This window comes from Brasilonema angustatum (assembly GCF_059505445.1).
Genome location: NZ_JCACKO010000084.1, coordinates 6653 through 20761, shown reverse-complemented (window position 1 = coordinate 20761; position 14109 = coordinate 6653). Strand labels below are relative to the sequence as shown.

The 14109-nt window shown below is 43.6% G+C and carries 9 protein-coding genes and 2 pseudogenes; 6 read left to right on the top strand and 5 right to left on the bottom strand.

Going from position 1 to position 14109, the window contains the following annotated elements; translation table 11 throughout:
• Positions 1–215 (top strand): annotated as a pseudogene (locus tag AC5JM2_RS15530) (hypothetical protein); the annotation flags it as partial.
• 3 nt (positions 216–218) lie between these two features.
• Here AC5JM2_RS15530 and AC5JM2_RS15525 read toward each other — a convergent pair.
• Positions 219–833: pseudogene (locus AC5JM2_RS15525) on the bottom strand (dihydroxy-acid dehydratase domain-containing protein); the annotation flags it as partial.
• Positions 827–2377, bottom strand: a complete 1551-nt coding sequence (locus tag AC5JM2_RS15520) for a TM0106 family RecB-like putative nuclease (RefSeq protein ID WP_495835773.1) — start codon at positions 2375–2377, stop codon at positions 827–829. The gene AC5JM2_RS15520 and the pseudogene AC5JM2_RS15525, both read right to left, overlap by 7 nt.
• 256 nt (positions 2378–2633) lie before the next feature.
• On the opposite strand from AC5JM2_RS15520, the gene AC5JM2_RS15515 reads away from it, so the two are divergent.
• On the top strand, positions 2634–3833 hold the full coding sequence (locus AC5JM2_RS15515; RefSeq protein ID WP_495835771.1) for an aminotransferase class V-fold PLP-dependent enzyme: 1200 nt from the start codon (positions 2634–2636) through the stop codon (positions 3831–3833).
• Positions 3834–3855: 22 nt separating this feature from the next.
• On the opposite strand, the gene AC5JM2_RS15510 is transcribed toward AC5JM2_RS15515, so the two are convergent.
• Positions 3856–5214 (bottom strand): alpha-L-fucosidase, encoded by a 1359-nt coding sequence (locus AC5JM2_RS15510; RefSeq protein ID WP_495835770.1) that lies wholly within the window; start codon positions 5212–5214, stop codon positions 3856–3858.
• Positions 5215–5471: 257 nt separating this feature from the next.
• On the opposite strand from AC5JM2_RS15510, the gene AC5JM2_RS15505 reads away from it, so the two are divergent.
• Positions 5472–6029: a DUF4334 domain-containing protein gene (locus AC5JM2_RS15505; protein WP_495835769.1), complete on the top strand. Its 558-nt coding sequence runs from the start codon at positions 5472–5474 to the stop codon at positions 6027–6029.
• A gap of 120 nt (positions 6030–6149) precedes the next feature.
• On the opposite strand, the gene AC5JM2_RS15500 is transcribed toward AC5JM2_RS15505, so the two are convergent.
• Positions 6150–8885 (bottom strand): NHLP bacteriocin export ABC transporter permease/ATPase subunit, encoded by a 2736-nt coding sequence (locus AC5JM2_RS15500; RefSeq protein ID WP_495835768.1) that lies wholly within the window; start codon positions 8883–8885, stop codon positions 6150–6152.
• A 98-nt stretch (positions 8886–8983) separates the two neighbouring features.
• Entirely contained in the window at positions 8984–10480 is a 1497-nt protein-coding gene (locus AC5JM2_RS15495) for a nuclease/transposase family protein (protein WP_495835767.1), read from the bottom strand.
• An 899-nt stretch (positions 10481–11379) separates the two neighbouring features.
• Between AC5JM2_RS15495 and AC5JM2_RS15490 the strand changes: the two genes are divergently transcribed.
• The 3 genes from AC5JM2_RS15490 (at position 11380) to AC5JM2_RS15480 (ending at position 14019) form a co-directional block, all read left to right on the top strand.
• Positions 11380–11571, top strand: a complete 192-nt coding sequence (locus AC5JM2_RS15490; protein ID WP_495835766.1) for a hypothetical protein — start codon at positions 11380–11382, stop codon at positions 11569–11571.
• A 1776-nt stretch (positions 11572–13347) separates the two neighbouring features.
• Positions 13348–13575, top strand: coding sequence for a hypothetical protein (locus AC5JM2_RS15485; RefSeq protein WP_495835765.1), 228 nt, complete (start codon positions 13348–13350; stop codon positions 13573–13575).
• Positions 13576–13791: 216 nt separating this feature from the next.
• The gene (locus AC5JM2_RS15480) at positions 13792–14019 is read left to right on the top strand and encodes a hypothetical protein (protein WP_495835764.1); all 228 of its coding nucleotides are present in this window, start codon (positions 13792–13794) and stop codon (positions 14017–14019) included.
• Positions 14020–14109: the final 90 nt, after the last annotated feature.

Sequence of the window (14109 nt, the reverse complement as noted above, 5' to 3'; positions counted from 1 at the left end):
GTGGCGTAACTCCTCCGGGTGGCGGCGTAACTCCTCCGGGTGGCGGCGTAACTCCTCCGGGTGGCGGCGTAACTCCTCCGGGTGGCGGCGTAACTCCACCACCTCCAGTACAGCGTATACCAGAGTCATCAACCTTAACGCCTCTTTTGTTGCTGACAATGATCATGTCTATACTGAGCTACAGAAAGTGGCTCAAGCCTGGTGTACGGATGTAGAAATTAAAACAAATCCAAATCCGTTACTGCACTTAGACTGCTGGAAGATACCAACTTGGTATACTTTGCCAGCACGCCTGTAGTGTAACGGGGTGGATGCTGTTGCGAATTTGCACGACGATGGGCTAGTTCTTCGTCAGATATATGTAAATGTAGTGAACGAGCATGGGCATCAATGGTAATGGTATCGCCTTCTTTAACAAAAGCGATCGCCTCCCCCAACTGCTGCTTCTGGCGGAACGTAACCTACAACCATACTGTAAGTACCAATCGCACAAAACAGGAACACGAGCGCGGATAGTCTCAAAGTCGTCGAGCGTAAGTTCGAGGGCAATAGTGTGGGCGATTGCCTACGGCAGAGCTACGCTTAACGCCAGCAGATGCAACACTGCATTTGTGGAATTACCTAGTGCCATGATGACAGAAATAGCATTTTCTATGGATTTGGGAGTTATAATCTGAACTGGGTAAGATTTGCTTACGAATAGCTTCTACCAACACGAAGGCACATTTTTCAGTACTTTCGGCTTTCTCTTCATCTTCTGCTCCCATCGTGGAGGAGTAAGGTAAACTGATCCCCATCGCTTCAATGACACTAGACAAAGTGCTGATTACGAACCATTGTTTTTTTGAAAAAAGTTTACCAGCCAGTCTTTCACGCTGCGGGTTGCGCGGCAGTCGTCTTCGTTGTAACGTTGGATAATTTCAAGTAAGGAGCGATCGCCTGTCTCTAACCACTCGTCATACCAGTAAATACACTTCATACCGCTGGCTTCTGGATCACGCCACTCAAACCCCAACCATCGAGCGATCGCTTTTAAAGCATAACTTTCTATAGGCAATGCCACGTTTTGCGTTAAGATTTTGTAGACATCCACAAACCGATTCAGTACGGGCAATACATAACTCTGTGGAGTCTGGTAAAGCTTTGCGAGTCGTTTGACTGTATCTAGTTCATAAACACAAAAATGATAAATTGGTGCATCTGGATATTGCCAAACCAAATTCATAAATTGCTGCCAAACAAATTCTTCTTCTTCTGGGCTTTCTGCTAAAAAGGAATAAAATTGTTCTGTTTTGGCTTGCCTATCAACAACCAAAACTCCTAACAAAAAATCTAAATTCAAATCTGGTTGCGCCTCAATATCAAAAAACATTTCTACAGGCGCTGTAGATAAGGTGTCATTCCTCAGGGAAAGCAACTGTGTAGTTTCTCTATGAACTTCTATAGTTCTGTCGAGGTAAACAGAAGTGTCAACCGTACAAGAATTTAAGACATATCGTTGCTTGGGTGGCAAATTCGGTATGATGAACGGACGGTTTTCCAGGATAGATTTTGCTTGTAGTATCAGCTTGGGTGCGACTGCGCTGTCGAAACCTGGCAAGTTTTCTAATTGAGTCGGATAAGTTTTTGCCAAAGATTCTACTGTTGTGATCTCCAAAGCTTGCAGTTGTGTGTAGCGAACAGGTGTCACTCCTGGTAACAAAGAAAGGTGTTTCTGAGATTGGGCAACAGTATAACAATAATCGTACCAAGGACAAAGATTGCACCGTTGACGAGAGATAAAGACTTCAGGCGCTTCCTCTGTTTCTAGAGTTTGAATATACTCCTCAAGAAAACGATGCATTTGTGGCATCCATTTGAGTAGATCCACCGAATAACCCGCCTCTCTACCACGCAGCATCAGCCAAGCTATTTCCAACTCACTTTGTTGCACCATTGCCAACACATACGCGTGAAATGCTGCTACAACCTGATACTCCTGTTTAGGACGCTTACCCAGTTCAATATTGACTGGAACATACATCCAATCTCCAAAGCGGGACTCTCCTCTATGTTTGACAAGAATATCTGGACGGCTTAGTAGTGTATGTGTATGAGAATAACCATGCACCAGCACTCCTTGATAAATGGACTCAGCCCCTTGTTCCATTAATTCTAAGGTTGCTGTCACTCCTGTTTTCCAGTCTCCGTGTCGATAGACTGGTCGCTGATACGTAAACTGTGTCAAAATACTCCTGTGATGAGCAATCCTGTCCTGGTAAAGTTTCAACAGTAACTCACTCTCAGGTTCTCGCCGACTTTTATCCCCGTGAATGTCTAAAAAAGGTCGGCGCTTACAACGTTGGTATTGCAGCAGCAGTTCAGCATTGATTAACATTCTTTTAAGGTAACAAGAATTATTACTTTCTGGTAGTGAGCCGATAACTAAAGTTGAAGTTATTGTCAACAGATACATTTCACTCAGAAAAATCAGGGACTACCTGAAAATTTCTGAGTTTGGCACAATCACCAAATCAGGCTATTACAGACACGTACTTGACAAAGTATGCCTTACGGACACGCACTTGACAAAAAGAATTTGAAATTTTTGTATAAAAATAATTAATATATCATGACTAAGTAATTAATCACTGATGACTAGTATTTCTGCATCACCAACCACGCTGCTTCAGCATCGAGAGCTCTTTCCAGGTTTAGCAAATAAAGCATATTTTAACTACGGCGGTCAAGGACCAATGCCACAAACGGCTTTGGATGCGATATCTGACGCGCAAGCTTATATCCAACAAATAGGTCCTTTTGGGACTGAAGTGAACAGTTGGATCATACAGGAGACAAAAGCTGTAAGAAATGCGATCGCCTCTGAGTTAAGTGTCCCAGCCGAAACAATCACCCTGACTGAGGATGTCACCGTCGGCTGTAATATTGCTATGTGGGGTCTTGAATGGCAAGCTGGCGACCATATCCTGCTTAGCGACTGCGAACACCCTGGTATTATCGCGACAGCTCAGGAAATCGGGCGGAGGTTCGGTGTTGAACTCACCACCTGTCCCCTAATGGCAACTTTAAATGAAGGCGATCCCGTTGAAGTGATTGCCCAACACTTACGTCCCAAGACTCGTCTTGTGATATTGAGTCACGTTCTTTGGAACACTGGTCAAGTTTTGCCTATTGACAAGATAGCTGAGTTATGCATAAGTAAATCAGTCAAACTTCTGATAGATGCGGCTCAATCTGCAGGCTTACTACCATTAAATCTCACTGAATTGAAAGCGGATTTTTACGCCTTTACGGGTCATAAATGGCTGTGTGGTCCTGGTGGTACGGGAGGTTTGTATGTGCGACCAGAAGCCCGAGACAGTTTAAAACCTACGTTTATCGGTTGGCGCAGCGTTATTTTAGACAGTAAAGGAAAGCCTATCGATTGGCAAAGCGATGGGAAATGCTATGAAGTAGCGACATCCAACTATCCACTTTACACGGCGCTAAGGGAGGCGATCGCAACTCATCAGCAGTGGGGAACACCAGAGGAACGTTATCAGCAAATTTGCCGCAATAGTGAGTACCTGTGGCGACAATTACAAGTTTTACCCGATATCAAATGTTTGCGAACTTCTCCACCAGAAAGCGGTTTAGTCTCGTTTCTACTGACAAATCAAACACCATTAGCTAGCCGCCAACTCGTGATGTTTTTAGAGTCACAAAAGTTATTAACCAGAACAATAGCCGATCCTGACTGCGTACGTGCTTGTGTTCACTATTTAACTCTAGAATCAGAAATCGACGAACTGGTGGAAGGAATTCAACAATTTGTTGAAGAAGGCAAAAGGTAATATTCAAATGCTTTAGATGAACTTAAAGTGGCATCGGGCTGATCTTCATCGTGTAGGCTGGTGATTTTTCCATTGAAGACATATCCGGCAGTGTGACAACTAAATTCTCGCCGTTCTGCTGCCACTCAAGTTCACTTTCGGCCCCTAGCATCGTAATCGTCGCATTTTCCGGCACAGTTAATCCTTGGATAGTAATCGTTTTGCCGCTCGGCGTATCGAGTAAAACAGCGTATAAGTTGCCTTTGTTTGTTGTATAGCGCACTGAGATGTTTTCGGAACTCATGCCTTCTGAGCGTATCCAGTTCCGTGAACCGAAAATTGCCTCGCCGTTCACCGAAAGCCACTTGCCCAAGCCAAGCAGGCGTTCTAGCTGCGGCTTGGAAATTTCACCATTGGCATCTGGACCGATGTTGAGCAGCAAATTGCCATTCTTACTGACAATGTCAACAAACGAGTTAACCAGTTCGTCAACCGAGATCATGTTAGAGTTAGTGTCGTTCTGGTTGTAACCAAACGAGTAACCCAGACCACGCGTACTTTCCCACTTGCGAGGGTTAATATCTTTGAGTTTGGCGTATTCTGGTGTAGAGAAGTCGAAATGCAAGCCCAACTGCCCACCCAAATCAAAGCGGTCGTTGACGACACCAAGAGGCACCTTATTGTAGAAGTAAGCGATAATCTCGCTTGCATTGCCAGCAACTGGATAGCCAATGTCATTCCATAAAATTGATGGCTGATAGCGATCGATGAGTTCGCGCCAGTGAGTGTTAGCGTATTTAGCGTAAGCCGGATCTTGGATGACTGCTTTGCCTAGTGTCTCAAAATCTGTCACAGTCGTATCTTGATTAGACCAGTCAATGCCACCAGAGTAGTACACACCCATGCGCATACCTTCTTTACGCACGGCTTGTGTGAGTTCGCCCACGATGTCACGCGCCGCCACACGTTCTGGCTTGTTAACGGTTTTGCTGGGCCATAACAAAAAACCATCATGATGCTTGGTCGTCAGCACGACGTACTTTGCACCTACTTTAGAGAACAGTTTGGCCCATTGTGATGGGTTCCACTTCGTAATAGCTGTGTTAAATGTTGGGATAAAGTCGTCATAAGTGAAGTCCTTGCCGTAGGTTGCACGGTGATCATTATAAGTGTTGCTACCCTCAAGCTTCATGGAGTTGTAGTACCATTCAGCGTAGGGGTTATGCTTGAACCAATATTCCCAGCCACGTTCTGCAATCACCTGATTCAGTTCACCAGTCAGTGGTGCCCAAGCGGGTACGGAGTACACGCCCCAGTGAATAAAAATGCCGAGTTTGGCATCGTTGAACCAGTCCGGCACTTTGTGCTGTGAAAGCGACTCAGTCGTTGGCTGATAAGTCATGTTGTGCTCCAACGATCGAGGTAGTCAAGTTCAAAATGGTGGTTAGCACCAGTGTAACTAGCAGCAGACTTACAAAATACTTAAACATAACAATGCTCCGTGACGTTCTTCTACACTGACCCCTAGCGACACAATCCGGGATCGCCAATAATATTATGTCCGGTTGATCAGTCTTGAGGTTAAGTTTGGGTTTACAGCATTAGGCTAAAAAAATTGTGTAAGCTATTTCTAAAACACAAGCAAGACACACTGAAAAAATGCAAACATTAGAAACCTGCAAGTTGATTCTTAAAACTGGTCAAACGACAACCGAAAAAGCTTTAGAGCTATTTGACGCTCTCGAACCTATTAATTTAGCTTTTATGCTCGGTCGTTGGCAAGGATCTGGGCTTCATACCAATCACCCTATGGATGGCTTATTAGAAAAATTTAATTGGTATGGAAAAGAATTTGTTGATCCTGAGAATGTTCACCCTTTGTTATTTTTAGATAGCCAGGGAAAAGTTATAAAAGTTGCGCCCAATTACATGGGACTAACGAACTGGGTTTTGAAGTTTCCAATCCTCAAAAATGATTTTGTGAAACCTTTGGTGATTCTAACTAATTCCTTACTGAAAACACAGAAAAGTCAAGCTAGACTCCGCATGATGGAATATCGAGGAAAAGTCAGCGCCACGATGATTTATGATCATTTTCCAGTTAATGACTCTTTTCGGAAAGTAGATGACAATACGCTGTTAGGAATTATGGACTTGAAAAATTCACCCCAACCTTTCTTTTTTATTCTTCGGCGATCGCTCAGTACCGGTCAATAATGTTGTCAGCTTCTCGCCTAACCAACAGCGGCATGAGCAAACCAGCAGCGCGTGTTACCATCGAATCGGCAATCATCACCGCATCGAAAGGACAACTGGAAACAAAGCACAAAGCCTTCTTCATTCCATTTGTCTAGCGACCAGTTGAGAAAACAACCCCTCTTGTTCGGCTAATTCCTCAAATGTACCCACCTGTACAACGCGCCCTGCTTCCATCACATAAATTCGGTCAGCATTGCGAATCGTGCTGAGGCGGTGAGCAATCACTATCCGAGTTGCATTCAACTTATCTAAACTTTCAGTTACGATCGCTTGTGTGCGGTTATCCAAAGAACTGGTCGCTTCATCCATTAAAATAATTTTCGGCTTATTGACAAGTGCTCTAGCTATCAATAATCGCTGGCGTTGTCCTCCGGAGAGATTGGTACCACCTTCACTAATAACTGTGTGCATCCCCATCGGCATTTGCTCAATATCACCAGCAAACCCCGCCATCCGCGCGGCTTCCCAAGCTTCAGTGCGCGATATCAACGCAGAGGCAGATATGTTCTCAAAAATTGAGCCAGATCCAATTCGACCATTTTGCAGCACTACCCCGAACTGCCTTCGCACCGCTACTAGATCTAATTCTGCCAAATCAAAACCATCGTAGTACACTTTTCCTGAGAGTGGAGTTTCAAACCCCAACAACAACCTCAATATTGTTGACTTTCCACTTCCTGATGGTCCCACAATCGCGACAAATTCCCCTGGTTGTGCGTAAACACTGACATCATCAAGAATTGGCGAACCATCGTCACGATAACGAAAGCTAATATGATCTAAAAGGACACGACCCGTCAAGCGTCCTGGATCAACCTTGTTAGAATCGTATTCCATCTCCTGCTGCAAAATCGGTTTTGCCCGCTCCCACAGTGGTACAATCGCCAAAATAGTAATCAGAGTATTGCTGAGGTTGCTGACTCCCCCGATAAAAATTCCCAACGCGGAATTAAACGCCAAAAATGTTCCTGTTGTGAACCCGCCGCTACCACTGGCTTGAGCCTTTTGCAGAAACACCACCGCCAACCCAAACAACAGTGCCGAAGTAAGCAAAGATAGTATTTCGTTCAACACAGAAACACTGTCTTTAATTTGTTGCGATGTTGCTGTCAGTCTCGTTCTTTGGCTGTACTGATTTGCCCAAGCTGCAAACGCTCGTTCTTCTGCCTGCGCTACCCGCAACTTGGCGACTCCATTTATAAGTTGTACTGTTAGCCCACTAATTTCACCATCCAATTCTTGCAGCCGTCGCGAAAAGCGAACTAATAGCAAGCCAGAGACAGCAGTGATTGCAGCTGTTAGCAAAGCTACGCCCACCCCAACTAAGGCGAGTTGCCAACTGTAAACAAACATTAGCACTGAGTTGAGTAAAGCAAACAGTCCGCTTAACAGGGTGCGTTGCGTTGCTCCCGATAGTAGCCGACGAATTTGGTTTACTGATAAAGTCCGGTTTAGTAAGTCGCCAGAGGAATAAGAGCGGAAAAATGCTGGACTTAATCTCAGGAGTCGATCCCAAATCGCAGGCTGCAAACTACTATCAGCAGCATTTTCCACTCGCAATGAAATAATCCCTTGAGACAAGCCAAAAGCTGATCTTCCAAAGGCGATCGCAAACAGTGCCAGTCCTATTTGCGATAATAAACTCTGATCGCTATCTGGAATTGCATTATCCACCAAAAGCGCTGTTGCTTGCGGCACAACCATCCCTAACAAACTACCAATTATCCCAGTTACCAGAATTAAAATGATGTCTTTTTCATAACCCTTAATGCCAAACTGAAACAACGCAAGTGCATTATTGATAACTTTGGGTAACGGTCGGTAAAACTGGTATGCTTGCGGTGCGAGGGTTGCCGCTACTGCTTGATTGACAAACGTGCGAGTTTGTGCAACCGGATCAAAGAAAATATAATGTTTACCTGCTGGTAACAAAGCGATCGGACGCTTTTCCTCTTGGGTATAAGCTAAAAGTGGACCATACTCACTCAGCCACCAGTCAGACTCTAACACCACGCGACGAGTCCGAATTTGGGAAGAGCGAGCAATAGCCTCCACTGGATCTTTGACTCGGCTGATGTCCTCAGACTGCGCCGGAGGATTTATCGTTATCCCCATTGCTCGTCCTACAGCACCCGCCGCCACCAGCAGCGGTGTTCCTTGAAAAGATACAGCTTCTTGCTCTGGTTGCAACACAGAAGCTAACTTAGAGAGTGCGGAATTGACAACCTGACGGTTGAGTTGCTCTCGTTGTTGAAATTGGCGAAACGCTGTCTGTGTTTCCTGCTGTTGCAACGAATTTAAATAGTTGAAGAATTCAGAATGTAACTCAGCCAAAAAGCTTGGCAGTGAAGCGGCATTTTCTGGTTTTATTAAGGATAAATAATGAGAAAAATTTCCTGCTGAGGGTTCGGTGCTGAATATTTCACTTAAGTGGTTTATCCAACCCTGTAAAAGCTCGATATGCGTAGCGTCAAGCCAAGGGCTTATTATCGCTCCTGTTTCACCCGCTACTGCACCTGATGCTACCAAATCTGCGATGGAAATTTGGGATAATTCTGTTGCTTCAATTGCTATTGCTACTAAACTCAAGGATTCACCGATTTTGGTTGCGGCACCAAACAACGCTTCGCCTGCACTTACACTGAATAAATAACGGCGATGTTCGTTTGTAGCCGCCTCAGAAAGCCCAGAAGCCAAAGGCATCTCATCGGAGACTTTTGTGGCAAATAATGACACTTGCCCACTTTTAACGACCCAAACTTTTTCTGGGTCATCTAGCAGTAATCGTTCATTTCCTTTCAGGGAGACTCTCAAAATAGGATAAATCGTTATTAAGCGGTATAAAACAGATTGTTGACTGAGTGAGGAGTGGTGCAACGGCTAAGGATTTCGCCTTCCACCCGCGCCAGTTGTTAATGCTGGGTTTTCTTTCTAGTCATTGGTAGACTCCCACCTACCAGTTTTTGAAACTCAGGGTTTTTCCGATGCTTAGAATCGAGCCAACTCAATTCCACTGCATCTTCCAAGCTCTTACCTTCAAGTTTCAAAAACATTGCAGTACGACGCAATAACACCGCTTGCACTTCACCCGCCTTCATGTAGCGAGTAATTTCTTTATCCGTACCTCGATAAAGAATAGCCTTGGCGGCATTGCAGTCAGCCTGTACCACGACCCCAGTATGCCTGATAAAACGATCACCGTCCCGCTTCCCTAGAAGGGTAAACGTGGCAGCGTCCGTTTGTGACGTGTATGCAGCGTTGACCTCTGAGATCACTGAATCGCTCCAGTCAGCCCATTTCTTTAAACTGTCTCGCATCTGTCCTTTGACCGAACTGTTCAATTTGCGAGACATTGACTTGGCTTGACGTTTATTTTTGATGGGTTCCGTCAAGTCCTCTGCAAAAACCTTTAACTTACCTGCACTAAACAGGGATTTGGAAACACGACCAAGCAAGGAACAGATAACAGCTTGGTCTTTTTTGTAGCGCTTGTTTTCAGTTTTTCTGGATAGGTTGTTTCCAAGAATGCGTGCGGCTTTCGCCCTGTCATACTCTTTATGCTTGCCAAAGATAGCAAACAGCTTGCCACGTTTATGATTCTTGTTTGTAATTCTGTCTGACTTCTTGGTTAATAGCTTGCCTAGCCCTTCACCGTAAAACCTGCCATTAGAGTCAATCAAGGCTTCCGTGTATCCTTTGTCAATGCCGATGGGTGTTCTTTCTTCGTCCTTTGATTTGATGTAAGTACCAAAGCTGACTAAAAAGTGAACCTCAAAGCGGTCTAACTCTGAATTGTAAATAACTCTGATTTGTCCGCTTGGTTTACGATTACTCCTCACATGGAACTGAACACGCTTACCTTTCCTCAAGCCAGACGCACTCAGCCTGTAAACAAAACGGCTGATCCGTGTTACCGAGTAAGCCTCTGGCTGATAAACAATCTGGTTGCCCACCCAGGTGTGACCACGTTGAAATTGTTCTCTGATAATTCTGCTTAAGAACGGGTCTTTACGAAATTCAGTAGACTTGAGCTTTCTGTAAGCCTGATTGCGAGCTTCTTCGTCAGGATATCTAATCCAGATTTTACGAACTACAAGTGCAACTGTTGCAGCCTGTTGAGCAAGTATCGCCTTGGCGACATCGCTGACCGTCCATTCCATCAATTTGGATGGCAATCCCAATGATTCAGGTGTCCTAAACGAACGAACTTCAGGGTATGCATTCTGCCAGTTCATCCCCCAATGCCTGACACTGCCAAGCTTATTGTACGATTCAGAACGAACAATTCCTAAGCGCTTCATGAGATCCAACAACTCAGATTTGACAGCATCGTCAATCAAGACAACGTTGACAACCTGAGTTGATAGTTTATGAAGCTCGTTTTTGGATTTCTTTTTGCGCCTGGACATTGCCGTACCTCGTTGTACTAATCTAGCACAAATCTGTCCGAATTGTCGGTTTTTGCCTCCGCGTTTATGACTTTTTCATATTTTCTCAAAAAGTAAAGTTTAGAAGAAAAACAGTGCATAATCTCATAAAATCTTCCATAAGTTCCTGGTGCGGTGCTTTATAGGTGTTGTTCAAAACAACGATGTCGCATCTGTGAGCATTACAAAACCATTCGATGAAATCAAAACCAAATCTGCATAACCTATCTTTGTGGCGATACAGGACTTCCACATATCTATTATATCAAGTTCGCTCAATCAGTTGGACTTCGGCGTGAGCGCGGTTCGGCTGAGTTCACCGTCGATAGCCGTAGCCGTGCCGCAGGCATAGCCTCAGTCGTTCGCGCACCGTGCGCTTTGCGCATATGCTTGAGGCTACGCATATCGCGCACTCGTGGTAGTAATTTGACATTGTTTCACCCACTGCGGACTATTCACGCTAATAATATTTTTTTACACAGAATATTGGCGGCCATACAGTACAGTTATTATACAGCAGATTTATAACAACAAATTTCCCCAACTTTTTTGCATACCTATTGATGTGCCTTAATTTCCAACAATTACAACATGGGTACAGTGCATTAACTACACCTTCTATTGACTGTACAGCAAGGATTTCCAGCTTTATTAGTACATGCGTGCAATTAAACTTCACACTAAAAAAGCACATACTCACTCTATTTATAGAACTATGTCAATCTCTTTTTTTTAGAGATTTGACTACGCATTTTTCAGGTAAATTTGTAACTAAACATAACTACCTCTTTAGATAGATAGGAATCCAGAAATAACCGAAATATTATACAAACATGCACTCAATACAGAGTGAAAACACACAAAACACAAGGTAACAGAAAATGAGCGCACGTAACGTATCTGAAACCACTGTTGAGCTTAAAGAACTGTCTGATGCTGATTTAATGGTAATCAACGGTGGATCTGTTGGTACTGCTGTTGATGATCTTCTAGTTACTCTGGGTGCAGGAGTTACGCCTATTATTCCTCCTGTGGGTGCTTTACTTACTACCCTTGGTACTTTTGGGAAGTAACCCACAATAACTTTATATAATGCCTAAACGTGCATCAAATACACAATGCTCGATTAGCAGTGATAAAGTTCTCTACTACTTCCACTCAACAGGGCAAAGCGGTTTTATTAGCTAAAAGACGCTGATTTAAAGCAGTGTAGGGTAAGCAATCTAAGAAAAATCTGATTGGACAATTATCATGGCGATAAGCCGGAGTCTTGACGCTCCGCGTAAACACTTTGGAACAATTATCATGGCAATTGTACTTAAATTCCTGGTTAGTTTAAGTCAATTATCATGCCATCGCACTTAAATTTCTGGTTAGTTTAAGTAGCAATTATTTTATTTCCTACATCTCAAATTTCTCGCTCATGATATTGGCAAAATCCCTACCCAGTACTTAGATACCTGGCACTGCTCCCAAAGTGTCAATTGGCACTTGACACTAGCTAACATTATAATAACTTTCTGACCAGCTAGCAGCTTACTTGACCAGTAAGACTTGCTAGCTGGTTTTGGTTTATCAGTTATCAGTTATAGCAGGGAACACAACGACCGCGCTCAGTGCAGCGCAGGGAACAGGGAACAGGGAACAGGCTTGAAAGTATCGTGATATCCGTATTTTTTTCATATCTACATGTCCTAATCGATACTTAAATGCTATATATCAAGTTCGCTTAATCACTTATAAATCCTGAAATACCCCACCCGCCACAATACGGTTCGGTTAAGATCCCCCCGCCTGCGGCGACCCATTAAAAAGGGGATAAAAGAGGGTTATAAGCCCCCCTTTTGAAAGCTATGCATTGTCCAGATCTTTCTTAACAATCCTGAAAGGCTTACTATACAAAGTTTATTTTGATTGACTTTTCGGCAAGACTTGACAATTGACCACTCATGCTTCTCAGGAAAAGAGCATTTTTATTGAGAATGTGTTACGGAGTATCAGGGTTTGGTGGGTGGTGAGCGAGTACTCTCGCAAATATTAAGAAAGATCCGGATAATGGATAGCTTTTGAAGGGGAGCCAGTGCGTTGTCAAGAGTTGTTTGAGCGGTGAGGCAGCGCAGTGGCTCCGGTTTCCGTCACGTTCAAAGTAGCGTCTGTGCAGGAGATTGGGGGACTGGCGTAAGCGCAAAGCGCACGCCAAGGGCGAACGCGGAGCGTCTCTGAAGGAGATACCCGGAGGGAGGTTTCCTCCGTTGACCACTCATGCTTCTTAGGAAAAGAGCATTTTTATTGGGAATGTGTAACGGAGTATCAGGGTTTGGTGGGTGGTGAGCGAGTACTCTCGCAAATATTAAGAAAGATCCGGGTAATAGATAGCCTTAAAAAGGGGCTAAAAGAGGGTTATAAGCCTGCCTCTAGAAGGGGAGTCAGTGCGTTGCTAAGAGTTGTTTGAGCGGAGGTTTACTCCGTAAGCGCAAAGCGCACGCAATCATGCGTTCGCTGTAAGGCGTGCCGTTAGGCATACGCGCGGCGTCTGGTGGAGGAGACTCCAATGGAAACGGGGGGAAAGAAAAATTGATTGTAAAGCAAGATTTTCAAGCTATATTAGTACGTATGTACGGAAGACTTCAGACTAAAAAAGCACATTTTATTATCATATTTATGTAACTATGTAAATCCCTTTTATATAGATATGTAAGTCCACATTTATATAGATATGTAAATCAGCGTAAATACTTACATAGATAGATAGGAACTCAGCAAAAATTCGGTTATTGTAAAAACATAGACTCCAAAACAGCGAAAACAAGCAAAAACAGCAAAAACACACAAAATTTGAGGTTAAAAAAATGAACGCACTTAACGTATCTGAAATCGCAACCAACGCATTAGCATCTGGAAATTGGGAATTGCAAGACGAACTCAACGATGCTGATTTAATGACCATTTGTGGTGGTGGTGGACTAATAAATGTTGGAGATATAGCAAGTAATAATGGAGGAGATGGAATAGGTGTTTTAAATAACGGAGATAATTTAAATAATCTTTTAAAGAATGCAATAATAAAGGTTTTGTAAGTTACTCCCCTTTGGGGGAGGACAAGGTACTGGGGGAGGACAAGGTAGCATGCAATTATAGCGTATAACGCCGATCACAACGCTCAATGCTTCGGTAGTAAATTTATCGACAACTTTCTCCACCTCCTTTGCCTTCGATACCTAGCACTCACGCTTACGCTCAAATTCAACGTTTAAAGTATAAAGTCAAAACACACAAAACTTGAGGTTAAAAAAATGAACGCACTTAACGCAATTGAAACCGCAACCAACGCATTAGCATCTGTAAATTGGGAATTGCAAGACGAACTCAACGATGCTGATTTAATGGCAATTTCTGGTGGTGGTGGACTAATAAATGTTGGAGATATAGCAAGTAATAATGGAGGAGATGGAATAGGTGTTTTAAATAATGGAGATAATTTAAATGATGCTTTAAAGAATGCAATAATAAAGGTTTTGTAAGTCACTCCCGTTTGGGGGAGGACAAGGTAGCATGTAATTATAGCGTATAACGCCGATCACAACGCTTAATGCTTCGGTAGTAAATTTATC

Bases quoted from the DNA above. Each gene is read 5' to 3' on its own strand.
- AC5JM2_RS15480 (WP_495835764.1), top strand. From the start codon at position 13,792: ATGAACGCACTTAACGCAATTGAAACCGCAACCAACGCATTAGCATCT.
- AC5JM2_RS15520 (WP_495835773.1), bottom strand. From the start codon at position 2,377: ATGTTAATCAATGCTGAACTGCTGCTGCAATACCAACGTTGTAAGCGC.
- AC5JM2_RS15495 (WP_495835767.1), bottom strand. From the start codon at position 10,480: ATGTCCAGGCGCAAAAAGAAATCCAAAAACGAGCTTCATAAACTATCA.
- AC5JM2_RS15510 (WP_495835770.1), bottom strand. From the start codon at position 5,214: ATGACTTATCAGCCAACGACTGAGTCGCTTTCACAGCACAAAGTGCCG.
- AC5JM2_RS15485 (WP_495835765.1), top strand. From the start codon at position 13,348: ATGAACGCACTTAACGTATCTGAAATCGCAACCAACGCATTAGCATCT.
- AC5JM2_RS15515 (WP_495835771.1), top strand. From the start codon at position 2,634: ATGACTAGTATTTCTGCATCACCAACCACGCTGCTTCAGCATCGAGAG.
- AC5JM2_RS15505 (WP_495835769.1), top strand. From the start codon at position 5,472: ATGCAAACATTAGAAACCTGCAAGTTGATTCTTAAAACTGGTCAAACG.
- AC5JM2_RS15490 (WP_495835766.1), top strand. From the start codon at position 11,380: ATGAGCGCACGTAACGTATCTGAAACCACTGTTGAGCTTAAAGAACTG.